The organism is Azospira sp. APE16, from assembly GCF_047901315.1.
Taxonomy (GTDB): domain Bacteria; phylum Pseudomonadota; class Gammaproteobacteria; order Burkholderiales; family Rhodocyclaceae; genus Azospira; species Azospira oryzae.
This window is the reverse complement of record NZ_CP179682.1, coordinates 736,030-757,722: the sequence shown is the minus strand read 5'-3', so window position 1 is coordinate 757,722 and position 21,693 is coordinate 736,030. Positions and strand designations below refer to the sequence as shown.

The window sequence follows — 21,693 nt, the reverse complement described above, 5'->3', positions numbered from 1 at the left end:
CTACCCCTTCAATGAGCAGTTGCTGCACCTGCGGGTTCAACATGCTCCTCCGCTGACACGGTCGCCCACCCTTATGACTGGGTCTGGTAACGGCCGCCAAAATCATCGGCTTGGCGAAATTCGTGAAGCCTTTGCAGTCGTACCGCTCAGGCACTTGCGCCCATGCCGACCATCCAATCACGACGGCCAGGCGAGAGGGCTGCGACGTCTCTATCGCGCAGAGGTGGCGACGGGCAAAGGGGCTTGGTACCGACCACCTCAAACTCAAAATCTACGGATGTCCTGTTGCCTATCTACGTGCATGTCATGAAATCGATTTCAAAAATCCGGATTCTTTCGGCATGAACCATGACGAGCCTAAAGATTTTCACACACCAGAAAATCTTCAGAAGATGCAACCCACTCAATTGCCACTTGTACGATCAGGAGGGCTGAGATTAAATTCATGGATACGTCGTTCAAGCTTAGGTCGAGAAATGTCGAGAATTTCACAGGCTTGACCTTTATGCCAACCGGTTTTTTCCAGTACGTGAACGATATGATTTTTTTCCATTTCCCTAAGAGAAAGAAGGTTTTTCGGGATGGGAGCATCAATCCCCGATGCTGATATGGGCATTCGTGAGCACCTTAATTCCGGCGGAAGGCGGTCAATGGTGAGAATGTCGCCGCGTTCCATTACCGCTGCTTTCATGAGCACATTTTCAAGTTGCCGAACATTACCCGGCCATGCGAAGGCGTTGAGGCAAGCCATGGCTTCACCAGACACCCTACGTATGTTTTTTCGTAGATCACGATTGATCTTCCGAAGAAGGAAATCGATCAATCTTGGCATGTCTCCTTGTCGCTCTCGCAACGGTGGGAGATTGATGGAAGCAACGTTGAGGCGGTAAAAAAGATCTTCGCGAAACTCACCTGAGGCAACTCTTGCTTGCAAGTCTACGTTTGTTGCCGCTATGAATCTGGCTTTGCTTTTTTTAACTTGTGCACTGCCTACCGGACTATATTCCCGTGCTTCCAAGATACGCAGTAGCTTGCCTTGAATAAGGGGGGTCAATTCGGCGACCTCATCCAGGAACAAAGTCCCCTCTCCTACTTGCTCAACTTTTCCCTTATGTGCATTGACGGCGCCAGTGAAAGCACCTCGCTCATGGCCGAACAGTTCACTCTCAAGGAGGGAGTCAACCAATGCTGCGCAGTTTACTGCAATAAAAGGCATATCTTTTTCGGCACTTGCATTGTGTATTGCTCTGGCAACCAACTCTTTTCCTGTCCCGGACTCGCCGAGAATTAAAGCCGTCACCCTGCTCTGCGCCACAAGAGCGATAGTCTTGAAGACCTCCTTCATCGCAAATGATTGACCCACAATTTGTGTTGGGGTTACATCTGTCGCTCCAATGATCAGCGGGTCACCAGTCACATGTTCCGAACGACTCGAAGCAAAGAGCGCTCGACTAACCGCTGCGTCTAATTCAGGAAGGTCGATGGGCTTTGGAACATAGTCCATAGCCCCGCATTGCATCGCCGCCACGGTCATCTCCATGTCGTGGAACGCTGTAATCATGATGATCGGTAGTTCGGGCTTTTCTGCTTTGACCTCTCGCAAAAGATCAAGGCCTCCTTTTGCAGGCAGGCGAATGTCAGAAATGATGGCATCAATATTGCTGGATAGTGCGACATTAATCCCTTCTTCCGCAGTATTCACCAGCGATACTTGAAATGCGCTTTTTTGAAAATGAGATTTCAGTGTCTGGCATATCGCCATGTCATCATCAACAATAAGTATGTGTATCAATTCACGATCTCCCGCCATTTTTTGCTCAAGAACATCCTCGGAATCCCTAAGCGAACGCCTCTCGGGATGCACCGTTGCTCGAACCGCTGGATGGGTAGAACTAACTTTCCGTGAGCTAGATTGATCAATCTCAATTTTCTGATACGGCCTTCCTTGCCATGAGTATTGCAAAAAAACTTCTATTGATCACGCTACTAGTCACCGGACTCTCTGTGGTTATTACTATTGTTCTAACCTGGAGCGCAGCAACTGATGCACTTCACGGATTAGAGGGTAAGCGCGTAATTGATAGCGTGGAGCGGGAGGCAAGCATACTCCAGAGCACCATCGACATGGTTAAGAGCGATCTATCCATGCTCGCCGATGGAGGGGCGCGATACATGATGGAGGAGAACACCGAGCCTAGTGTTGATGGCTTTCAAAAAGTTGCGGACCAACTCGATATCATGATGCGGGAAAGGCACGCCTATCGACAGGTGAAGATGTTATTGGACTCTGCCACTGGATCTCATCGCGTATTGGTTAGTTTGCGGAACGATAACGTAGTTCACACCATGGTGGATCAGCCAACTGCTAATTGGAATTTTGAGTCATTGTTGGCAGAAAAGCAGGGCCTCAGAAATTTCAACGAGCAAACCAGAAACCTGAGCGATGAAACAAGTGGAGAAAGGGTGTTTTTCGTCAGCATCCCAGTTCGCGGCAAGGACCGCAATGTAATCGGTGCAATCGCTGTGGTTGTTGCTATCGATCAAGTGTTTAGAACATTAGGTAAAGCGCATGATGGCATTGCTTACTGGATTGCTGATAGTGCTGGTCAATACCTTTACCAGTCCCGTCCGGAGACGTCAGGTAGCCATACTCAAAAGGCTGCCAACGCAATCCGCGATTTCCAGTTGGCTCAGACTTGGGATCAAGTTTTGTCTGGGGCTAAACCTCAATTAATTATGGAGTTTCCCGCAATTGCAACGATGTTGGGTATTCGTCGTGCGACTTTGAATGTTGGTGAAGGGAATGAAATTGAGAATGTATTGGTGGTAGGAGGGGTGATATCCCTAGTTGAATTGGAGATCAAAGCTGCTGCCCTTCAAAGGCAACTTGCTATTGCAGTTGCAAGCATTGGACTCCTGATGCTGTTGACACTGTCTGTGTCAACAAGCCGACTCCTAAGGCCCATTGATGTTTTAATCAAGGCGGCTAACCGCATTGCCTCAGGTGACCAAAATATTGTGATCCCGGCGAACAACAATGATGAAATCGGAACTCTCAGTCGGGCAATGACGCGGATGGCCGAAAAATTGCACCTAGCCGGAAAAAACTCCGAGCAAAGCGCAATGGGACAGATGGCCTCGATGATCGCTCATGATCTACGTAACGCGCTGTCATCGGTCAAAATGAATCTTCAGATACTCGACGAACACCATCGAAAGGAAGGAGATATGCAAATAGAGAATTGCGAGATCGCCCTCCGTCAGGTTCGTTACATGGAGACAATTCTGAATGACATGCTGACTTATGCGCGCCCAGGTACTGCAGAATTTGACTGGGTAGATCTGGGAGATACGCTCAGGGCGGCGTCGGTATCACTTTTGCCGGAAATAACTGGAAAATCCGTGGAAGTCCGCATGGAAGGGGAGGAAAAGCTGCCCACGATCATGGCTGACCGAAATAAATTATTACAGTTGTTTCAAAATGTACTCGGAAACGCTATTTATGCCGTACCTGAGTGGGGGCTGATAACAATTCGGACTCGCTGCCTCCTACATGAATCACAACCGTCCGTAGAAATTCGTTTTGAAGATGATGGTCCTGGTATTTCCCCCCAAATTGCTGACAAGGTATTTGATCCTTTCTTCACTACTAATGCCAGAGGAACCGGGTTGGGACTGGCAATAGTGCAGCGTATCGTCGCTCAACACCGAGGGCGGGTCTATCTGGATTCGGAACGAGGCCACGGAACGACCGTTGTTGTCGTTCTCCCGCTAACCCAAGAAGGGACGGATGACTCGCCACAAAGCGGCGAACTTAGCTAAATGCAACATCTTGTGCGGAATGGGGTATTGAATGACCCAATTATATTTTGATCTGCTCCGCAATTTAGTCCCGGAATGGACTTGGAGTCTGCGGTTAATCAAGGCAGACCTATATCACCGCCGGACTAATCTCTGGGAGCAGGTCAATTTGGTTAATTTCGTCCCGATCGCGCAGTTTGCGTATCAGCACTATCACGCATGATCTACCTGATACTTCAGCCATTCGCATACTAATCTGAACGTTAAAGAGATGTCCGTCCTTGTGCCTAGCCATCCATTCGAAAATGGGTGACTCACCTTGATTTGCACGTTCAAGCCATTTGGAAAGCACGTCTCGCGTAAATGGAGTCGTGTCTGAACTTAAATCGGCAATTGTGAGTTGTCTAATTTCTTGGCGACCATAGCCGAACATTTCGGCAACCCTAACATTGCCCTCCAGAATCACTCCATTGGCGATGTCGTGGAGAACAATTCCATCGTTCACTCCATCGAAGATCGCCCGAAAACGAGACTCTCCTGCTCTAATTTCTCGCTCTTGGAAATTTCGTTCTGTGACGTCGCGCGCTATGCCAAAAACACCGATCACCTTTCCATCCTGGTCGCGCAATGGACCTCGGGTTGTAAGAAAAGTACGCCGACCTCCTGTTGTCGGCAATGATTCTTCTGCACACTCGATGAGGCCGCTTCGCATTGCTTTTTGATCATCGCTTCTGATCCTCTGAGCATCTTCGGCGGGGAATACTTCGCAATCATCTCGCCCCAATAATTCTTGGCGACTCTTACCCAGAAAACGGCAAAGCTCACGATTAAGTAAGAGATAGCGCCCATTGGAATCTTTTGCAAATATCGCGTCATTTGAGCCTTCGGCAATCGCTTCCAACAACTGCAGTGCTTGAAGTTTTTCCACCTGATCCTGGCGCTGGATTGCTGCGTGTCGAAGTTCGTCACGCTGACGTATAAAAATAGTGGCTACTGCGGCTACGATCAAAGCTAGGATGTCGGCCAAGGCAATCCAGCCGGCATCTCGCTTGGCCCCGGAATAGAGTTCGCCTTTATCAAGTTTCGCAACGAGAAACCATGGGGTTCCGGGAATAGCTTTCACAACCCCTAACACAGCAATGTCTCGGTAATCCACACCCTCAACTGCTTGATCGGGAAGTGCATCTCCACGAAGAACTTGAGATGCCAGCAAGTTTTTTTCATTCACCGGAACACGCAAGCGTACAGATGTATCAGAACGGTGCCGCAACTCATTCAAAAACAAAACGTTGCTACCCTCGCGGCGAAATAACAGCGTTTCAGCAGTCGCACTTGGTATAGGCCAGGACTGGATAAATGGAAATAAAAACCGATTGGGGTCGGTACGTATCACAACTGTCACTTCGTGTTTCATGCTCCCCGAGCGTAACGGCACCACGAAATCCAGATGCACTCGCCCCAGTTTTCCTTCTTCGTCTCGATAGAGATCCGTATTAATAAGCTGGCCCGTTGTGTGGGCCTTTTTCACTGCTCCTTGCACAGCAGGGAGCTTGGTCAAATTTATTGAACTGGGATTAGTCGAGAATTGATCACCATCTATACCAAGCAAAACGACCTCAATATAGTCTTTAGATTTTTTATAGGCTTGCAGTCGCTCCACAAGGCGGCGTCGGGCTAGCGTTGACTCCGACTGTCGCCACTCAAGATACAAATTGACCAGAGAATCGTCGTTAAAAATCATTCTGGCATCTGCGTCACGTTCTGCAAGCCAAGCCGAAATCTGACTGACCTTGAGATCGGCGATAGCTTGCAAACGTTCAATTTCGCGATCTCGTTGTTTGGCTGTCATTTGAGCCACCAGCACAAAACCAGCGAGCAAAATCACTCCAGCCAAAACCGCAAAAACAAGAACCAGAGAACCTGCTCCCGGCTCACTGATTCCATTCCATGACGCTCGATTTTCAATTCGCACTCGTGGCTTTGAAATCAGATAAATGATGCACGCAGAGGCAAAGATAAAAGCAACACCTTTCCAAGTGCCTATCCACGAGAAAACAAACAGATCTGGAGTCAATCCGAGAAGAATTTGATCTGAAAAAATAGTCCAACTGATACCAATCAAGGCATACAGTCCGGCAATTTGCAGAGCGGTCCGATCTATTTTCATATTCTATTTCTGTGTTCAATCAGAGCCGAGCAGGAGTTTGTATTGGGAGTTCACAAGTTGCAGTTCGTAGTGGTCGCACCTCAGGCTAAAAAGTAACCTGCGTTCGCAGGAGAAACGACCGAGAGAATTTGAAGCGCCTCACTCGTGTTATTGAGGACACCGTGTACCTGCCCCGCGTGTGCCACAACAACTTGTCCACACGATATTGGCGTGGTCATCTCACCAGCGCAGGGTGAATAGTCACCGCTACCAGACATGACAATCCATGTATCCTGTCCGTTAGGATGAATGTGAGGTCGAATGCGTTGCCCCGGAAGCAGGTGCCACATAACTACAACAGCATCAGCAGATTCGGTAATGACTGATCGCTTAGGTTCTTCATCCATCGTGGGCTGCACAAAGTCTGAAGACTGGAAGATTCGTTTTAGTGGCACGGTAGATTCCTAAAAAAGAGCGAATTTTGGAGCGTGTTTATTGCCGTGAATGTAAATGGCACATTTAATTCGGAAGTCTTGCTTCGAAAAGGCTACCAGCGCAGCATTGAATTCCCCAACAAAACTCCTACCGCTGCAGGGATGAGCATTCCCAACAGATACCAGAAACCAATAAATGGCGCGCCGAGTTCGGGACAGTGCAGGCAATAAACGACGGCGGCAACGGCCCCGGCAAGCAGACCGGCGGCAAAACCGGCTAACCGCGGCCGGGTCGGCGCGAGGTCCTTCATCGAGCGCAACACGGCGGCAAACACCGGTACCGAGAGCATGGCGATTAGTAACGGGCAGGATTTCCACGTATCGCCAAAGAAAAGATTCGAGCGCTCCATCGGTTCTGCCTCGATCAGCGTAAAGGCAGCGATGGCCCACATACCCAAGACAGGAAGGCCGAGCGCGGCCGGCACCCAGTTGGTTTTCGCACCAGGCCGCGACAAGCGGAGCACAGCAAACAGGCTCCCTGCGGCAAGACAGGTGACAAATCCGACTTTGACCCAGAACATCGGCAGCAAGAGCGCAAGCCCGAGATCGTGACGAACCTGCAAAAGGGCGAGCATCAGTAGGGTGGCACCCGCCGCGCCCCAGCCAATGGCTAGCGCGTAGCGCTGTGCGGCGGAGGGAGCCTCGACCGCACCCGCTCCCGCGGCCAACATGGTGATCAAGTCTTCAGTTTTCATAGGGCACCTCGTATTTTCGCCGCGAGCGCCTTCAAGCCGCGGTGGACGCCAACCTTGATGGCAGATTCCGACATCCCGCTCACATCAGCCGCTTCTCTGACTGACAAACCTTCCAATTTGGTGTGCATGATCGGCAGGCGGAAATGATCGGGCAAATCGGCTAGAAGTTTGTTCAGATCGCGCCGTGCTTCGGCGGCCTCAGCATCGGCAGAGGAGAACAAATCCATGCCGTCATCCAGCGTATCATTGCGCTGTTCGTAAATAGCCCGCCGTCGGAACAGGTCGACCAGCTTGTAGCGGGCAATCGCCTGCACCCAGGCCGACAGCGGCTGGCTGGGGTCGTAGGTATGGCGCTGGTTATGCACCGCGAGCAGGGCTTCCTGCACAAGATCCTCCACTTCGTCTGGCAGGCGGATCAGTCGTTTGCGCAGGAAAGCCCGCAGATACGAACTCAACTCGCCGAGAAACGTCTGGTACGCCGCGTTGTTACCGGACAGGCCACGCACGAACAAATCCTTCAGGCGCTCTTCCTTTGCGCGAAAGCTTTCTTCTCTGTTTATTCGTTGCATGGACGCCTTTCGTTACAACTGCCGGACAAATATTGGCAGCAGATCAAAAAATATTTTGCCCGAACCCGTAACCGTTCGCCAACTCGCGACGAATTACCTCGTATAGAACGCTGCAGCAATGAGCCCCAAGTAGTTTATCGCCCAACCGACGCAAACACTAAGAGGAACGCCATGAGCAAAGAGATTTATGCCATTCATCCGCCATGGTTGCGAGTGACGCATTGGCTCTATGTTGTCGCTGTCGTCATTTTGGTGATGAGCGGCTGGCGGATCTACGATGCCTCGCCCTTCTTTCCTTTCTTCATTCCCAAGGAAATCACGCTCGGCGGCTGGCTGGGCGGGGCGCTTCAATGGCATTTCGCGGCGATGTGGCTGCTGGCGGTCAACGGTCTGATTTACCTGTTTTTCAATATCTTCAGCGGCCGCCTGTGGCACAAGTTTTTCCCGCTGTCGCTGCGGGCCATTGTCGCCGACCTGCTGGACGCGCTGAAAGGCAAGCTATCGCACGCCGACCTCAGCCATTACAACGCCTTGCAGCGGGCGGCCTACCTGTTCGCGATCGCCGACATCATCGTGATTGTCTTGTCCGGCCTGGTGCTGTGGAAGTCCGTGCAGTTTCCGATCTTGCGCGAGCTGCTCGGCGGCTATGAAGCCGCCCGCCGCGTCCACTTCATTGGTATGAGCGCCCTGGTCGCCTTTGTCGGCGTTCATGTGGCCATGGTCGCGTTGGTCCCGCGCACGCTGATCGCGATGATTCGCGGCCATTAAGGAGTCAAGCGTGTTCCCCAAAAAGAACCGCCCGATGATTGCCAACGGTGACCGCGTGCTCAAGGATGCCTTCAAGGACGTCGGCAAATACATCGAACTGCCGGCCCGCCGCGCCTTCCTGCAACGCTCGATGACTCTGGGTGGACTATCGCTGCTGACCGGGTGCGCCATCACCGACGATGAGAGCGTCGAGTCCGCCCTGCTGGCGATGTCGCGCTTCAATAACTGCGTTCAAGGCTGGTTGTTCGATCCGAACCAACTGGCGCCGATTTATCCGGAATCGATGATCACCCGCCCGTTCCCGTTCAATGCCTATTACGGCGATGACGAGGTACGCGAGGTCGATGCTGCCAGCTTCCGCCTGGAGGTCAGCGGCCTGGTCTCCGACAAGCATGCGTGGACGCTCGACGAACTGCATGCCTTGCCGCAAGTCGATCAGGTCACCCGCCACATCTGCGTCGAAGGCTGGAGCGCCATCGGCAAGTGGAGCGGCGTACCCTTCACGACCTTCCTACGCCTGGTCGGCGCAGATCTCGATGCTAAATACGTCGGTTTCAAATGTGCCGACGACTACTACACCAGCATCGACATGGCGACGGCGCTGCACCCGCAGACGCAGCTGACCCTGAGCTACGATGGACAGACGCTGCCGGCCCGCTACGGTTTCCCGATGAAGCTGCGCATGCCGACCAAGCTCGGCTACAAGAACCCTAAATACATCCAGGCGCTTTTCGTCACCAATTCCTACCCCGGGGGCTACTGGGAAGACCAGGGGTACAACTGGTTCGGCGGCAGTTGATCGTTTCGGCTGCCCTGATCACCCGGCATTTTCGCCACGCAACACTCTCATTGAGGAAAAAACCATGAAAAAGCTCGCCGCAGTAATGCTCACCTCCTGCCTTATGGTCGCCGTCGGCGCATCCTTCGCCGACGAAATGAAGAAGGATGACATGAAGAAAGACGTGATGATGAAGAAGGATGACATGGCCAAAGATGAAATGAAGAAGGACAGTATGGCCAAGGATGGCATGAAAAAGGATGCCATGAAGAAAGACGCGATGATGAAGAAGGATGGCATGACCAAGGATGAAATGAAGAAGTAAGGCGACGGCTGGCCGGTCAAAAAACGCATCTGACCGGCCCATTCACGCTTCGCCATGAGTCTCATCATGTTCAGTCAATTTCAAGAGTTGCAGCGCTGGCATTGCGTGGTCGCGCTTTCGGCCGGCTTGGCGCTTACGACGATCAATAAGCATCCCCTGCACCTTGCTAATATTCGCCGATTTGGCTGTGCTGCTGCCAGTTAAAGTAGCCACCTGTCGCCGGCAAAGTCCGGCGCATACCGTGCCCATGATCGAACTCTATACGTCGGAAGGCTGCAGCAGTTGCCGGCCGGCGGAACCCTGGCTACGCGATATGCCGCAAAGATTTGACACCGATAAACTAGTTGCACTAGCGCTGTACGTTAATTACTGGGATTACATCGGCTGGCAGGACCGCATTTACCAAATGCGAAATTTACCGAGCGTCAGCGCCAGTTGAACAGTCTGGCCGGGAGCGGCACCATCAAGACGCCCTAGGTGTTCGCCGGCATGCCGGAGTTAGCAATGGGCACGTAGTGTGACTTCGTCGGATCGAAAAGCTGCTGATCATCGCCTCCGCTGACCGGACGGCAGGTGACCGCAGCATTGCGGACCGAATTTGGAAGGTAGTCGAACGGCAGGCTTGGCCGAATTGTTCGCGTTGGCTAGACAGGCGGTTCAGCATGGAGCCGCCAATTCAACGACGGCTCCATATACGACATCAATACTTGGACCTAGCCAGCTAACTGCGGGCAATAATCACCCTCAGTCGGCGTGATCACCCGTCGAGTAGTTTGATCAACGCTCAAGGCACTTACCCGAAGGGCGAGGCACTAGTACTAGCCATAGGGCCGTCTACTTCTCAATAACCACTTGCCTTCGCAACACGTGTGACAGCAAGGGAAGCCATCGTGAGGCGATCCTGATAACGCTCGGTTGCCAGTAGGGAGCGAGCCTCAGCCCCCACCGACGATACATATAGGCGTCGTCGGGACGGCCTAGCGCGGACAACACCTATCGCATTGCGAATCAAGTCAAGCCGCCCCTCTAGGTCGACAACTAACTGCGCCAAATTTTCCTCATCCTCCTGGTTGTTTACCTCGACACCGAGTTGCTTACACTTATCCACAAGGTTTCGAACGGAGTGCTCTGCTGTCTTTCCTTTTCCTCTAACTTTCTCTTCTCCTTCTTCTTGGCTTATAGGACACTGATTTATTGAGGGTTTACTATCCTCTACAAACATATCCGGCCGCAAAGCACATTCCGGTGAATTCTTGATCGCTAATATCACCGCACCTCGAAGCTTCTGGCTACGAACTTGGGAAAAATCGCTTTGAGCTTGCCGTCGCCGAGCTTCCGTTGGAAATACGTTTTCCCGAAAGAATGAGGCCACAAAGATTTCCCCGGTTTCCTTATCCGAGAGCACATGGCTACGCCGCTCCAGATCGGCCAAACCACCTTGGAGTGCCTCTGGAGTTAGACCGGTGTCCTCACCCAACCCACCGGGGACCCAACATCCAACATGGGATTCACACCCAACCCTTAATGCAACAGCCAGGAGTTTTAGGTCAGGGACCATCTTCCGCACCTCAGGCTGCCGAAAAAAATTTCTCGGCAATAGCGATTTCGCCTTCATGCCCCCTCCTTCTCACCCTGACCAACATGTCGTTGCGATTTTCTTGGCAACGATTCTGCAGATTTCGCACGAAGGTCTTTTACCGATATCCCAAACTTCCTAGCTTCGAGCCGTTCCTTTTTTGTGGGAGCACCACGCCTAGATGGATATGTCGTATTGAAGGAATCCTCTCTTTTCTCAACGACCTGAATGCCTTGTGTCGTATCACCAAGCAACCACCCGACGACGACATCCACCGTCCATAAAAGGGTATCCCCCTTCCTTCTCCCCCTTACCGGGGCGGGGCCCGCACCCTTGTAGATTTTAGACGTCGAACATTTTAAGACTTCAGCCACCTGAACGACGGTCAACGTGACCCCGTACTTTTCGATTAGATCCTGCCGAATCTGACTCATTGCCATATTCCCTGAAATCGCCGCCCTTAACGAACTGGGATAGCAGAAGAGATGGCCATAGAAGGCCTGCCTAGCGCGGCGTAAGGCTCTCCCTGCTAGAGGGAATTGCGGGGAATAGGGAGAAGGCGATCGGACAGAGCCGGATGAGGGAGTCGTCCCATAAGAGGACGGATAGGCAATGCCAGGAGGGGCCTATGGACTCGTGCCGAGAGGGTCGTGTTGCCGTAGCGCCACGCTACAGGAAGAAACACCAGCAATAGCGCAAGGAAAGATTCTTTCTGGTCCTCACTCCGGTCTACGGAACTCCAGAGCAAATCCAGCCAGCAGAAAGCCGACCGCCAAGCTGGAGCTAATGCAAACGAAGAGTGAGTGTGCTTGCCCATGTCAAAAGAATGCCACACCGCCTGAAAAAATCAAAATTTTTCCATTAAAATCAATATCGTATAACCGGTTATACGATATTGAGGGCGGCACAAATATGGCACAGAGAAGGATGAAAAATTCACCCATAGGCTGTAAATATTTGAAACAACCGGAAATAAAAAAACCGCCTAGACGGCGGTTTTTAAAAGGAAATCCTGGTCGGGGTGAGAGGATTCGAACCTCCGACTCCTGCGTCCCGAACGCAGTACTCTACCAGGCTGAGCTACACCCCGACTCGCTCACTGCAACTTTCGGGAAAAGTCAGAAACTTCTCGTCACAGCGAAGACTGACAATTCTACCAGCGAATCTTTGTATTGAGAAGCCGGAAGCGCTTGCAGTGCGCGCACCGCCACTTCCGACTCGAGCTTGGCCTGCTTCAGGGTGTGCTCCAGAGCACCGGTGGCACGAATGGCTTCCAGCACGACAGGGAAGTCATCCCGCCCGCCTTCCTCAATGGCGCGACGCACACAGGCAGCCTGCTCCGGGGAACCGTTCTGCATCACATAAATGAGAGGCAGCGTAGGCTTGCCTTCGGCCAGGTCGTCACCCAGATGCTTGCCGGTCTCGGCCTCGTCGGCGGAATAGTCCAGAACATCGTCCACCAGCTGGAACGCGGTCCCCAGATGCATGCCGTAAGCCGCCAAACCTTCCTCGACCTCCGGCGTCGCCCCCCCCAGGATTGCCCCCAGCCGGGCCGCCGCCTGGAACAGCTTGGCAGTCTTGTAGCGGATCACCTGCAGGTAGCGCTCTTCATCCACGTCCGCATCGTGGCAGTTCATCAACTGCAGCACCTCGCCCTCGGCGATGATGTTGGTGGCATCCGCCAGCACCTGCATGATGCGCATGTTGCCTACGGACACCATCATCTGGAAGGCGCGGGAATAAAGAAAATCGCCGACCAACACGCTGGCGGCATTGCCGAACAGGTTATTGGCCGTCTCCCGGCCCCGGCGCAGTTCCGACTCGTCCACCACATCGTCGTGCAACAGGGTGGCCGTGTGAATGAACTCCACCACCGCCGCCAATTCATGGTGATTGACACCCTTGTAGCCCATGGCACCGGCAGCCAGCAGCACCAGCACCGGACGCAGGCGCTTGCCGCCGCTGCTGATGATGTACTCGGCCACCTGACGAACGAGCACCACATCGGAATGCAGGCGCTGACGAATGACGGCATCCACCGACTTCATGTCGGGACCGATCAGAGCATTGATTTTTTCGAGAGCCACGGGAACGTTTCGAGAGCGTAAAGGAAAGGACGGCCACAACAGCCGGAAAAGCAACGGCAGAGGCCTTCAGCACAGGCTCCCAGCCAAGCCGCTGCATGGTAGGCGCGTGCCCGAGGATGGTCAAGCCGCCCGGCCGGCAGACGCGGCAGCCAAAGAACGGAAGTCTTTGACGCGACGTCTAAAATCCGTATAATGCACGGTTCTTTGTTACACCCTTTGTTATCGGAGTCCCTATGTACGCGGTCATAAAAACCGGCGGCAAGCAATATCGCGTCGTCGCTGGCGAAAAACTTAAAGTAGAACAGATACCGGCAGACATCGGCGCACAAATCACTCTCGACCAGATCCTCATGGTAGGCGAAGGCGAGGCTGTGAAAATTGGCGCCCCGCTGGTTCAGGGCGCCTCTGTCCAGGCTACCGTGGTTTCCCACGGCCGCCACGACAAGGTCAAGATTTTCAAGATGCGCCGTCGGAAGCACTACCAGAAGCACCAGGGCCATCGTCAGAACTACACCGAGATCCGCATCGACGGCATCTCTGCCTGATCGAGGAGTTAATACACCATGGCACACAAAAAAGCTGGCGGTAGTTCCCGCAACGGCCGCGACTCGGAATCGAAGCGACTTGGCGTAAAGCGCTACGGCGGCCAACTGGTGGCAGCCGGTAACATTCTGGTTCGTCAGCGTGGCACCGAATTCCATCCCGGCGAAAACGTCGGCATCGGCAAGGACCACACCCTGTTCGCCCTCGTTGAAGGTCGCGTGCAATTCACCATCAAGGGTGAAAAGCGCCGCCGCACCGTGAGCATCGTTCCCGCCGCCTAACCCGCGCTTTAAGGAACCAAGGAGAGCCCTATCCTCGCGGTAGGGCTTTTCTGTTTATACCCTATGAAATTCATCGACGAAGCCAAGATCCTGGTCATCGCCGGCAAGGGCGGCAATGGCGTTGCCTCCTTCCGCCGGGAAAAATACATCCCCATGGGCGGTCCGGATGGCGGCGACGGTGGTCGCGGCGGCAGCATCTATGTCATTGCCGACCGCAACATCAACACCCTCATCGACTACCGCTACACCCGAAAATTCCTCGCCCAGAACGGCGAAAGCGGGCGGGGCGCCGATTGCTACGGCAAAGGCGGCGACGACATCATCATGCACATGCCGGTTGGTACGGTTATTAGCGATGCCGTCACCGGTGACGTACTGGCCGACCTGGACAAGGACGGCAAGAAGGTCCTGCTGGCCCAAGGCGGCCGGGGCGGCCTGGGCAACATCCACTTCAAGTCCTCCACCAACCGCGCCCCCCGTCAGTGCACCAAAGGCGAACCCGGAGAAGAAAAAGAACTGAAGCTGGAGCTGAAAGTACTCGCCGACGTAGGCCTGCTGGGCCTGCCCAATGCGGGCAAGAGCACCTTCATCCGCGCCGTATCCGCCGCCCGACCCAAGGTTGCAGACTATCCCTTCACCACCCTGCACCCCAATCTTGGCGTGGTGCGGGTCGATGACAACAAGAGCTTCGTCATTGCCGACGTCCCGGGCCTCATCGAAGGCGCAGCCGATGGCGCCGGCCTCGGAATCCGCTTCCTCAAGCACCTGGCCCGCACACGCGTGCTGCTGCACATCGTCGATATTGCCCCGATGGATCCAGACGCCGATCCGGTTGCCGACGCCATCGCCATCGTCGGCGAACTGGAAAAGTACAGCCCCGAACTCGCCAGCAAGCCGCGCTGGCTGATCCTCAACAAGCTTGACCTGCTCCCCGAGGAAGAGCGCCAGGAACACGTGGACGCCTTCTTGTCCGCCTACCGGGAAAGATCCGGTTTCGACGGCCCCGTATTCCCCATTGCCGCCATCAGCGGCGAAGGCTGCCGCCCCGTGGTCTACGCCATCCAGGCCGCCCTGGAGGAAATCAGGAAGCAGGACGAGGCAACGGAGGAGTCCGGGGAAAGCCCCCTCCCCCCCTCACCAAGCGTAGACGAATGAGCCCAACCACCAGTCGTACGGCCAATGCCGGGCGCCTAGTCGTCAAGGTCGGCTCGGCCCTTGTCACCAACAATGGCGCCGGGCTCGACCTAGCCGCCATTCACGAATGGGCGCGCCAGATCGCCGAACTCCGCCACAACGGGAAACAGGTGGTCCTGGTTTCCTCAGGCGCCATTGCCTGCGGCATGCAGCGACTGGGCTGGCAGAAGCGCCCCAAGGCCGTGCACGAACTCCAGGCCGCCGCCGCCGTCGGCCAGATGGGCCTGGCCCAGGTCTATGAATCAGCCTTTAGCGCCCACGGCCTGCACACTGCCCAGATTCTGTTGACCCACGACGATCTGGCCGACCGCAAGCGCTATCTGAATGCCCGGGCCACGCTGACCACACTGCTCGAACTGGGTGTCGTCCCCATCATCAATGAGAACGACACGGTCGTTACTGACGAAATCAAATTCGGCGACAACGACACCCTGGGCGCCCTGGTCGCCAACCTGGTGGAGGCAGACTGCCTCATCATCTTGACCGACCAGCCCGGCCTCTTCACCGCCGACCCGCGCAAGGACCCTTCCGCCACCTTGATCACCTCAGCCCGCGCCGGCGACCCATCCCTGGAGGCAATGGCCGGCGGTGCCGGCACCCAGATCGGCACCGGCGGCATGATTACCAAGGTCCTCGCCGCCAAGCGGGCCGCCCGCAGCGGCGCCGACACTGTCATTGCCAGTGGCAGGGAAAAAAGCCCTCTCACCCGCCTTGCTACCGGAGAATCCGTCGGCACTCTGCTGGTCGCCGACACCCTGCCGATGACCGCCCGCAAACAGTGGCTGGCAGACCATTTGCAGCTGGCAGGAAAGCTGACGCTCGACCAGGGAGCCATCCAAGCCCTGCGCCAAGGAAAGAGTCTGCTGCCTGTAGGGGTACGGGAAGTTCACGGCGACTTCGAGCGGGGAGCCGCCGTAGCCTGCCTGGACGAAAGCGGCAGGGAGATCGCCAGGGGCCTCTGCAATTACGGCAGCAGCGAAGTTCGCCTCATCGCCAAGCATTCGTCCAGCGATATCGAGGATATCCTCGGCTACATGGAAGAGCCGGAACTCATCCATCGCGACAACATGGTCTGCCTGCACGAGAAATAGCGTTCACGACCTCAACAATAAAAAAGGCGCCCTGGAAGGCGCCTTTTTTATTGTCCACTCCCGGCGGCACCTGGAATGAGCAGAAACAAAACGGGCACCCGAAGGTGCCCGTTTTAACAACAACTACTTCAGGTCGTCGAGAGACGATTAGAAGGAGTGGTTGATACCCAGGTTGAACTGGGATTCGTTGTTGCCGGAACCACCGGAGGCGTGAGCCACGGTGTAAGCAGCGTTGTCGTCGTTGCTGATCTTGGAGAAAGCGGTGTACAGCTTGGTACGCTTGCTCAGCAGGTAGTCAGCACCGATAGCGAACTGCTTGGCGTCGGCGTTGTCGTTCAGCTTGTCCTTCAGGTTGTTGTAGGAAGCCTTCAGGACAACCTTGGCACCGATGGGGGCGGACACGCCGATCAGCCAGTTGCGAACCTTGTCAGCGTCGTTGCCGTTGGCTTCAACCTTGTTGGAGCCGTAAGCACCGGACAGGGCCAGCACGCCGAAGTCGTACTTACCAGCCAGGGTGTAGCTGCTCAGCTTGCCGTCAGAGCCAGCGCCGCCGATCAGGGCGTTGCCGTCCAGCTTCACCTGGTGGTAGTTCAGACCGACGGTCAGAGGACCATTGGTGTAGGTGGGAGCGATGGCGAACAGACGGTTCTGGTTGGAGGTGTTAGCAGCAGACTCCTGGTTGTCCAGGGAGTTGGTGCCGTAAGCAGCGGTCACGGACAGGCCGGAGAAGGAGGGGGACACGTAAGCAACGGTGTTGTTCACGCGGATCGGATCGTACAGACCAGCAGCAATACGGGAGGAAGCGAACAGGTTGTTAGCGCGACCAGCGGTACCCACGCCGAACGGATCGATCTGAGCCATCAGGGAGTAGTGGGGGGTGTAGATACGGCCACCGATCACGGTACCGAAACCACCGGTCAGGCCAACGTAGGACTGACGGCCGAAGGTGCGACCTTGAGCGGAAGCGCCGTCGTCCAGGGTCAGACCCATTTCGAAGTTGAACAGAGCCTTCAGGCCGTTGCCCAGATCTTCGGTGCCCTTGAAGCCCAGACGGGAGCCGGAAGCGATACCGGAATCAAAACGGGTGTTTTGGCCGGTGGTGGTGCCGTTCAGAGCGGAACCGTTCACGGCCAGACCGAAGTCAGCAACACCGTAAACTTGCACGTTGGATTGAGCGAAAGCGGCGCCGGAAGCCAGAGCGGCAACGGCCAGAGCGATGAATTTCTTTTGCATCAGGTTTTCTCCTCTTGCAATTAGGAAAGGTAGCGTTCTTCGCCTACCCCTTTTAAATACCTCTCTTACGAGAAGTTGAAACGGATTGTGGCAAACCCACCCAGGGGGAGCAACGACAACGGCAGGATGCCGACATTCCCACCTTAAAGTTGTTGTGTTTTTACAACACAACACTCAACACCAGCGCCTTCACCTACGCCCAAAGCCATAAGGACCAACCCTTCAACCCTTGGCGAAGAGTTGTTGCAGGGCTTCCCCGGGGGACGGGCAGCGCATGAAGGCTTCGCCGACCAGGAAGGCTTCGACCTGGTTGGCTCGCATGAGAGCCACGTCCGCTGCACCCAGGATGCCGCTCTCCGTCACCACGATCCGCCCGTCACCGATCTCCGGCAGGAGGCCGAGGGTGGTCTGTAGACTGACCTCAAAGGAACGCAGGTTACGATTGTTGATACCCATCAGCGGAGTCTTCAGTTGCAAGGCCCGCTCCAGCTCCTGGCCGTCGTGGGACTCGACCAGCACCCCCATGCCCAACTCCATGGCCAGGTCTTCCATCTCCCGCATCTGCGGCAGGCTGAGGGCCGCCACAATCAACAGGATGGCATCCGCCCCCATGGCCCGGGCTTCATAGACCTGATAGGGGGCCACCAGAAAATCCTTGCGCAGCACCGGCAAAGCGCAAGCGCCGCGGGCTGCCTGCAGGTATTCGGGCGCGCCCTGGAAATACTGCCGGTCCGTCAGGACCGACAGGCAGGCCGCACCATGTGCTTCGTAATCTGCTGCAATGGCGGCCGGATCGAAGTTCTCCCGGATGACGCCCTTGGAAGGACTGGCCTTCTTGATTTCCGCGATCACCGCCGATTGTCCGCCGGCAATCTTGCGGCGGATGGCCCCGACGAAATCCCGGGCAGGGTCGGCCTTGACCCGGGCTTCGGCAGCGGTGCGAACGGCGGCCAGGGGCATGGCGGGCAGGGCGGCAGCCACCTCTTCCCGCTTGGTGGCGAGAATCTGGTTGAGGATGTCGCTCATGGGGCAACCCCGGTAAAGCGCACGAATTCATCCAGCTTGGCCCGGGCGGCGCCGCAGGTAATGGCATCCAGCGCCTTTTCCACCCCCTGGGTCATGGAGTCGGCCAGGCCGGCCACATACAGGCTGGCTCCGGCGTTCAGGGCCACGATATCCCGGGCCGGACCGTGACGCCCCTCCAGGGCCGCCAGCACCATGGCCTTGGACTCTTCCACATTGCCCACCCGGATCACCCGGGGATCGTGCACCGGCAGGTTGAAATCCTCCGGATGAATCTCGTACTCATGGATGCGTCCATCCTTCAGTTCGCCAATCAGGGTGCGGCCGGAATTGGAAATCTCATCCAGACCATCCACGCCGAAGACGGTGAAGGCCCGCTGGGAACCCAGGCGCTGCAGCACCCGGATGAGGATACCCACCAGATCCGCATGGAACACCCCCAGCACCTGGCGCTCGGCGCCGGCAGGGTTGGTCAGGGGCCCGAGGATGTTGAAGATGGTGCGCACCCCCAGTTCGCGTCGCACCGGGGCCGCATGCTTCATGGCGCCATGATGGTTGGGAGCGAACATGAAGCCGATACCCACCGTATCGATACATTCGGCGATGCGCTCCGGCGGCAGGTTGAGGTTCACACCCAGGGCTTCCAGCACGTCCGCCGAGCCGCTCTTGGAGGAGACGGAACGGCCGCCGTGCTTGGCCACCTTGGCCCCGGCGGCGGCACAGACGAACATGGAGGAGGTGGAGACATTGAAGGTATGGGCGCCGTCACCGCCGGTGCCCACGATGTCCACCACGGCGGACGGGTCCCGCACCGGCACCTTGGTGGCGAACTCGCGCATCACCTGGGCGGCGGCAGCGATTTCACCGATGGTTTCCTTTTTCACCCGCAGGGCCGTGGTGATGGCGGCGATCATCACCGGGCTCATTTCGCCGGACATGATCTGGCGCATCAGCTCCAGCATTTCGTCGTGGAAGATTTCCCGGTGCTCGATGCAGCGGGTCAAGGCTTCTTGCGGGCTCATTTGGCGTGCTCCTTGAGGAAGTTCTGCAACATGTCGTGGCCGTGCTCGGTGAGGATGGACTCGGGGTGGAACTGGACCCCTTCCACCGCCAGGGTCTTGTGCCGCACCCCCATGATTTCGCCGTCGTCGGTCCAGGCAGTGATCTCCAGGCAGTCCGGCAGGCTTTCCCGCTCGATGGCCAGGGAGTGGTAGCGTGTGCAGGTCACCGGATTGGGCAAGCCCTTGAAAACGCCCTGATCATTGTGATGCACGGGCGAAGTCTTGCCGTGCATCAGCTTCTTGGCATGCACGATGCGCCCACCGAAGGCCTCGCCGATGGACTGGTGACCCAGACACACGCCCAGCAGGGGAATCTTGCCGGCGAATTCGCGGATGGCGGCCAGGGAAACCCCCGCCTGCTGGGGCGCACAGGGCCCCGGGGAAATCACCAGATAGTCCGGATCGAGACGGGCGATCTCACCCAGGGTGATGGCGTCGTTGCGATAGACGCGCACATCCTGGCCCAGTTCGCCGAAGTACTGGACGATGTTGTAGGTGAAGCTGTCGTAGTTGTCGATCATCAGCAGCATGGCAGCGCCCTCACTCGAAACGGGTATCGAGGCCGTTCTCGGCCATTTCCGCGGCCCGCAGCACGGCCCGGGCCTTGTTCTGGGTTTCCTGCCATTCGGAAGTCGGGTCCGAATCGGCAACGATGCCGGCGCCGGCCTGCACGTGCAGCTGGCCGTCCTTGATCACGGCGGTACGGATGGCGATGGCCAGGTCCATGTCGCCGTTGAAGCCCAGGTAGCCGATGGCACCGCCATAGATGCCGCGCTTCACCGGCTCCAGTTCATCGATGATTTCCATGGCCCGCACCTTGGGCGCGCCGGAGAGGGTACCGGCAGGGAAGGCCGCCTTCAGCACATCCAGGGCCGAGAGACCGGCCTGGAGCTTGCCTTCCACATTGGAGACGATGTGCATCACGTGGGAATAACGCTCGATGGTCATGCGCTCGGTCAGCTTCACCGAGCCGGTCTGGGCCACCCGGCCCACGTCGTTGCGGCCCAGGTCCAGCAGCTGCACGTGCTCGGCGATCTCCTTCTGGTCCGCCAGCAGATCCTCGGCCAGGGCCGCATCCTCCTCCGGCGTCGCCCCCCGCTTGCGGGTGCCGGCGATGGGCCGCACCGTCACGGTATCGCCTTCCAGACGGGTGAGAATTTCGGGGGAAGCGCCCACCACATGGAAATCCTCGAAGTCGAAGTAATACATGTAGGGCGAAGGATTGAGGGTGCGCAGGGCCCGGTACAGGGACAGGGGGCTGGCGGAGAAGGGCTTGGTCATGCGCTGGGACAGCACCACCTGCATGATGTCGCCTTCGGTGATGTACTCCTTGGCCTTGGCCACGGCCTGCTTGAAGGGCGCCTCGCCGAAGATGGAGACCGCCGGCTGGGAAGTGGCCGGCTTTTCCTCGGGGATGGGCGCCGGGGTACGCAGCTGGGCCAGCAGCTCCTTGAGGCGTGCCCGGGCCTTCTGGAAGGCGCCGGGAAAGCCGGGCTCGGCATAGACCACCAGGGTCAGCTTGCCGGAGAGGTTGTCCACCACGGCGATCTCTTCCGAGAGCAGCAGCAGGATATCCGGCGTACCCAGTTCGTCGTGTTTGGCGCTCTTGGTCAGGCGGGTTTCCACATAGCGCACCGTGTCGTAGCCGAAGCAGCCCACCAGGCCGCCGCAGAAGCGGGGCAGGCCGGCGTAGGGGGCGACGCGGAAGCGTTTCTGGTAGCTCTCGATGAACTCCAGGGGATTGGTGTCGTTTTCCCGCTCGGCAATGCGCTGGCCGGTGAGCACCATGACCTGGTGGCCATAGACGGCGATGCGGGTGGGGCTGGCCAGGCCGATGATGGAATAGCGGCCGAAGCGCTCACCGCCCTGCACCGATTCCAGCAGGTAGGTGTAGGGGCCGTTGGCCAGCTTCAGGTAGATGGAAAGGGGAGTATCGAGATCGGCAAAGGTCTCGAGGGTGACGGGGATACGGTTGTACCCCTGCGCGGCAAGCGCGTTGAATTCAGTTTCGGTCATGGGGACCTCGCA

Annotated in this window: 23 protein-coding genes and 1 tRNA gene; 10 read left to right on the top strand and 14 right to left on the bottom strand. The window is 56.4% G+C overall.

The window, feature by feature from the left end; all coding sequences use genetic code 11:
• Positions 1 to 403 precede the first annotated feature (403 nt).
• Entirely contained in the window at positions 404 to 1,810 is a 1,407-nt protein-coding gene (locus tag ACLSSQ_RS03840) for a sigma-54-dependent transcriptional regulator (RefSeq protein ID WP_416243833.1), read from the bottom strand.
• Between the two features lie 140 nt (positions 1,811 to 1,950).
• Between ACLSSQ_RS03840 and ACLSSQ_RS03835 the strand changes: the two genes are divergently transcribed.
• The gene (locus ACLSSQ_RS03835) at positions 1,951 to 3,822 is read left to right on the top strand and encodes an ATP-binding protein (RefSeq protein ID WP_416243832.1); all 1,872 of its coding nucleotides are present in this window, start codon (positions 1,951 to 1,953) and stop codon (positions 3,820 to 3,822) included.
• 109 nt (positions 3,823 to 3,931) lie between these two features.
• On the opposite strand, the gene ACLSSQ_RS03830 is transcribed toward ACLSSQ_RS03835, so the two are convergent.
• The 4 genes from ACLSSQ_RS03830 to ACLSSQ_RS03815 form a co-directional block, all read right to left on the bottom strand.
• Positions 3,932 to 5,968, bottom strand: coding sequence for a PAS domain S-box protein (locus ACLSSQ_RS03830; protein ID WP_416243831.1), 2,037 nt, complete (start codon positions 5,966 to 5,968; stop codon positions 3,932 to 3,934).
• Positions 5,969 to 6,048: 80 nt separating this feature from the next.
• Positions 6,049 to 6,297, bottom strand: coding sequence for a cupin domain-containing protein (locus ACLSSQ_RS03825; protein WP_416244279.1), 249 nt, complete (start codon positions 6,295 to 6,297; stop codon positions 6,049 to 6,051).
• Positions 6,298 to 6,494: 197 nt separating this feature from the next.
• Complete coding sequence (locus ACLSSQ_RS03820; protein ID WP_014235278.1) at positions 6,495 to 7,136, bottom strand: DUF1109 domain-containing protein; 642 nt, start codon at positions 7,134 to 7,136, stop codon at positions 6,495 to 6,497.
• Entirely contained in the window at positions 7,133 to 7,705 is a 573-nt protein-coding gene (locus ACLSSQ_RS03815) for a sigma-70 family RNA polymerase sigma factor (RefSeq protein WP_014235279.1), read from the bottom strand. The genes ACLSSQ_RS03820 and ACLSSQ_RS03815 overlap by 4 nt, the downstream gene beginning before the upstream one ends.
• Positions 7,706 to 7,876: 171 nt before the next feature.
• Here ACLSSQ_RS03815 and ACLSSQ_RS03810 point away from each other — a divergent pair, with 171 nt between their 5' ends.
• The 5 genes from ACLSSQ_RS03810 (at position 7,877) to ACLSSQ_RS03790 (ending at position 10,015) form a co-directional block, all read left to right on the top strand.
• Complete coding sequence (locus tag ACLSSQ_RS03810; protein WP_014235280.1) at positions 7,877 to 8,473, top strand: cytochrome b/b6 domain-containing protein; 597 nt, start codon at positions 7,877 to 7,879, stop codon at positions 8,471 to 8,473.
• A gap of 10 nt (positions 8,474 to 8,483) precedes the next feature.
• Positions 8,484 to 9,272: a molybdopterin-dependent oxidoreductase gene (locus ACLSSQ_RS03805; RefSeq protein WP_014235281.1), complete on the top strand. Its 789-nt coding sequence runs from the start codon at positions 8,484 to 8,486 to the stop codon at positions 9,270 to 9,272.
• Between the two features lie 64 nt (positions 9,273 to 9,336).
• A complete protein-coding gene (locus tag ACLSSQ_RS03800) occupies positions 9,337 to 9,576 on the top strand; it encodes a pentapeptide MXKDX repeat protein (protein WP_014235282.1) in 240 nt (79 codons plus the stop codon).
• A gap of 54 nt (positions 9,577 to 9,630) precedes the next feature.
• A complete protein-coding gene (locus ACLSSQ_RS03795; RefSeq protein WP_416243830.1) occupies positions 9,631 to 9,780 on the top strand; it encodes a hypothetical protein in 150 nt (49 codons plus the stop codon).
• A 43-nt stretch (positions 9,781 to 9,823) separates the two neighbouring features.
• Entirely contained in the window at positions 9,824 to 10,015 is a 192-nt protein-coding gene (locus ACLSSQ_RS03790; RefSeq protein WP_083833894.1) for a DUF1223 domain-containing protein, read from the top strand.
• Positions 10,016 to 10,417: 402 nt separating this feature from the next.
• On the opposite strand, the gene ACLSSQ_RS03785 is transcribed toward ACLSSQ_RS03790, so the two are convergent.
• The 4 genes from ACLSSQ_RS03785 to ispB all read right to left on the bottom strand — a co-directional run bounded on the left by ACLSSQ_RS03785 (position 10,418) and on the right by ispB (position 13,200).
• Complete coding sequence (locus tag ACLSSQ_RS03785; protein ID WP_014235283.1) at positions 10,418 to 11,191, bottom strand: hypothetical protein; 774 nt, start codon at positions 11,189 to 11,191, stop codon at positions 10,418 to 10,420.
• The gene (locus tag ACLSSQ_RS03780; RefSeq protein ID WP_157870562.1) at positions 11,188 to 11,586 is read right to left on the bottom strand and encodes a hypothetical protein; all 399 of its coding nucleotides are present in this window, start codon (positions 11,584 to 11,586) and stop codon (positions 11,188 to 11,190) included. Before ACLSSQ_RS03780 ends, ACLSSQ_RS03785 begins: the two co-directional genes overlap by 4 nt.
• Positions 11,587 to 12,165: 579 nt before the next feature.
• Positions 12,166 to 12,242 (bottom strand) — tRNA-Pro (locus tag ACLSSQ_RS03775).
• Positions 12,243 to 12,270: 28 nt separating this feature from the next.
• The gene (gene ispB / locus ACLSSQ_RS03770; protein ID WP_416244278.1) at positions 12,271 to 13,200 is read right to left on the bottom strand and encodes an octaprenyl diphosphate synthase; all 930 of its coding nucleotides are present in this window, start codon (positions 13,198 to 13,200) and stop codon (positions 12,271 to 12,273) included.
• 272 nt (positions 13,201 to 13,472) lie between these two features.
• Here ispB and rplU point away from each other — a divergent pair, with 272 nt between their 5' ends.
• The 4 genes from rplU to proB all read left to right on the top strand — a co-directional run bounded on the left by rplU (position 13,473) and on the right by proB (position 16,348).
• The gene (rplU, locus tag ACLSSQ_RS03765; RefSeq protein WP_014235285.1) at positions 13,473 to 13,784 is read left to right on the top strand and encodes a 50S ribosomal protein L21; all 312 of its coding nucleotides are present in this window, start codon (positions 13,473 to 13,475) and stop codon (positions 13,782 to 13,784) included.
• An 18-nt stretch (positions 13,785 to 13,802) separates the two neighbouring features.
• Positions 13,803 to 14,063, top strand: coding sequence for a 50S ribosomal protein L27 (rpmA, locus tag ACLSSQ_RS03760; RefSeq protein WP_014235286.1), 261 nt, complete (start codon positions 13,803 to 13,805; stop codon positions 14,061 to 14,063).
• 63 nt (positions 14,064 to 14,126) lie between these two features.
• A complete protein-coding gene (cgtA, locus tag ACLSSQ_RS03755) occupies positions 14,127 to 15,218 on the top strand; it encodes an Obg family GTPase CgtA (protein ID WP_130459157.1) in 1,092 nt (363 codons plus the stop codon).
• Complete coding sequence (proB, locus tag ACLSSQ_RS03750; protein WP_014235288.1) at positions 15,215 to 16,348, top strand: glutamate 5-kinase; 1,134 nt, start codon at positions 15,215 to 15,217, stop codon at positions 16,346 to 16,348. Before cgtA ends, proB begins: the two co-directional genes overlap by 4 nt.
• A gap of 147 nt (positions 16,349 to 16,495) precedes the next feature.
• On the opposite strand, the gene ACLSSQ_RS03745 is transcribed toward proB, so the two are convergent.
• From ACLSSQ_RS03745 to trpE, 5 genes are all read right to left on the bottom strand, one after another.
• Positions 16,496 to 17,581, bottom strand: a complete 1,086-nt coding sequence (locus ACLSSQ_RS03745; protein ID WP_416243829.1) for a porin — start codon at positions 17,579 to 17,581, stop codon at positions 16,496 to 16,498.
• Positions 17,582 to 17,803: 222 nt separating this feature from the next.
• The gene (gene trpC / locus ACLSSQ_RS03740) at positions 17,804 to 18,607 is read right to left on the bottom strand and encodes an indole-3-glycerol phosphate synthase TrpC (RefSeq protein ID WP_416243828.1); all 804 of its coding nucleotides are present in this window, start codon (positions 18,605 to 18,607) and stop codon (positions 17,804 to 17,806) included.
• The gene (gene trpD / locus ACLSSQ_RS03735) at positions 18,604 to 19,626 is read right to left on the bottom strand and encodes an anthranilate phosphoribosyltransferase (protein ID WP_416243827.1); all 1,023 of its coding nucleotides are present in this window, start codon (positions 19,624 to 19,626) and stop codon (positions 18,604 to 18,606) included. Before trpD ends, trpC begins: the two co-directional genes overlap by 4 nt.
• Entirely contained in the window at positions 19,623 to 20,195 is a 573-nt protein-coding gene (locus tag ACLSSQ_RS03730) for an aminodeoxychorismate/anthranilate synthase component II (protein ID WP_152089806.1), read from the bottom strand. Before ACLSSQ_RS03730 ends, trpD begins: the two co-directional genes overlap by 4 nt.
• Positions 20,196 to 20,205: 10 nt before the next feature.
• A complete protein-coding gene (gene trpE / locus ACLSSQ_RS03725) occupies positions 20,206 to 21,681 on the bottom strand; it encodes an anthranilate synthase component I (RefSeq protein WP_152089807.1) in 1,476 nt (491 codons plus the stop codon).
• Positions 21,682 to 21,693: the final 12 nt, after the last annotated feature.

Coding starts and splice junctions, on each gene's coding strand:
- ACLSSQ_RS03840 (WP_416243833.1), bottom strand. CDS start 1,810: ATGGCGGGAGATCGTGAATTGATACACATACTTATTGTTGATGATGAC.
- ACLSSQ_RS03835 (WP_416243832.1), top strand. CDS start 1,951: ATGAGTATTGCAAAAAAACTTCTATTGATCACGCTACTAGTCACCGGA.
- ACLSSQ_RS03830 (WP_416243831.1), bottom strand. CDS start 5,968: ATGAAAATAGATCGGACCGCTCTGCAAATTGCCGGACTGTATGCCTTG.
- ACLSSQ_RS03825 (WP_416244279.1), bottom strand. CDS start 6,297: ATGTGGCACCTGCTTCCGGGGCAACGCATTCGACCTCACATTCATCCT.
- ACLSSQ_RS03820 (WP_014235278.1), bottom strand. CDS start 7,136: ATGAAAACTGAAGACTTGATCACCATGTTGGCCGCGGGAGCGGGTGCG.
- ACLSSQ_RS03815 (WP_014235279.1), bottom strand. CDS start 7,705: ATGCAACGAATAAACAGAGAAGAAAGCTTTCGCGCAAAGGAAGAGCGC.
- ACLSSQ_RS03810 (WP_014235280.1), top strand. CDS start 7,877: ATGAGCAAAGAGATTTATGCCATTCATCCGCCATGGTTGCGAGTGACG.
- ACLSSQ_RS03800 (WP_014235282.1), top strand. CDS start 9,337: ATGAAAAAGCTCGCCGCAGTAATGCTCACCTCCTGCCTTATGGTCGCC.
- ACLSSQ_RS03795 (WP_416243830.1), top strand. CDS start 9,631: ATGAGTCTCATCATGTTCAGTCAATTTCAAGAGTTGCAGCGCTGGCAT.
- ACLSSQ_RS03790 (WP_083833894.1), top strand. CDS start 9,824: ATGATCGAACTCTATACGTCGGAAGGCTGCAGCAGTTGCCGGCCGGCG.
- ACLSSQ_RS03785 (WP_014235283.1), bottom strand. CDS start 11,191: ATGAAGGCGAAATCGCTATTGCCGAGAAATTTTTTTCGGCAGCCTGAG.
- ACLSSQ_RS03780 (WP_157870562.1), bottom strand. CDS start 11,586: ATGAGTCAGATTCGGCAGGATCTAATCGAAAAGTACGGGGTCACGTTG.
- ispB (WP_416244278.1), bottom strand. CDS start 13,200: ATGAAGTCGGTGGATGCCGTCATTCGTCAGCGCCTGCATTCCGATGTG.
- rplU (WP_014235285.1), top strand. CDS start 13,473: ATGTACGCGGTCATAAAAACCGGCGGCAAGCAATATCGCGTCGTCGCT.
- rpmA (WP_014235286.1), top strand. CDS start 13,803: ATGGCACACAAAAAAGCTGGCGGTAGTTCCCGCAACGGCCGCGACTCG.
- cgtA (WP_130459157.1), top strand. CDS start 14,127: ATGAAATTCATCGACGAAGCCAAGATCCTGGTCATCGCCGGCAAGGGC.
- proB (WP_014235288.1), top strand. CDS start 15,215: ATGAGCCCAACCACCAGTCGTACGGCCAATGCCGGGCGCCTAGTCGTC.
- ACLSSQ_RS03745 (WP_416243829.1), bottom strand. CDS start 17,581: ATGCAAAAGAAATTCATCGCTCTGGCCGTTGCCGCTCTGGCTTCCGGC.
- trpC (WP_416243828.1), bottom strand. CDS start 18,607: ATGAGCGACATCCTCAACCAGATTCTCGCCACCAAGCGGGAAGAGGTG.
- trpD (WP_416243827.1), bottom strand. CDS start 19,626: ATGAGCCCGCAAGAAGCCTTGACCCGCTGCATCGAGCACCGGGAAATC.
- ACLSSQ_RS03730 (WP_152089806.1), bottom strand. CDS start 20,195: ATGCTGCTGATGATCGACAACTACGACAGCTTCACCTACAACATCGTC.
- trpE (WP_152089807.1), bottom strand. CDS start 21,681: ATGACCGAAACTGAATTCAACGCGCTTGCCGCGCAGGGGTACAACCGT.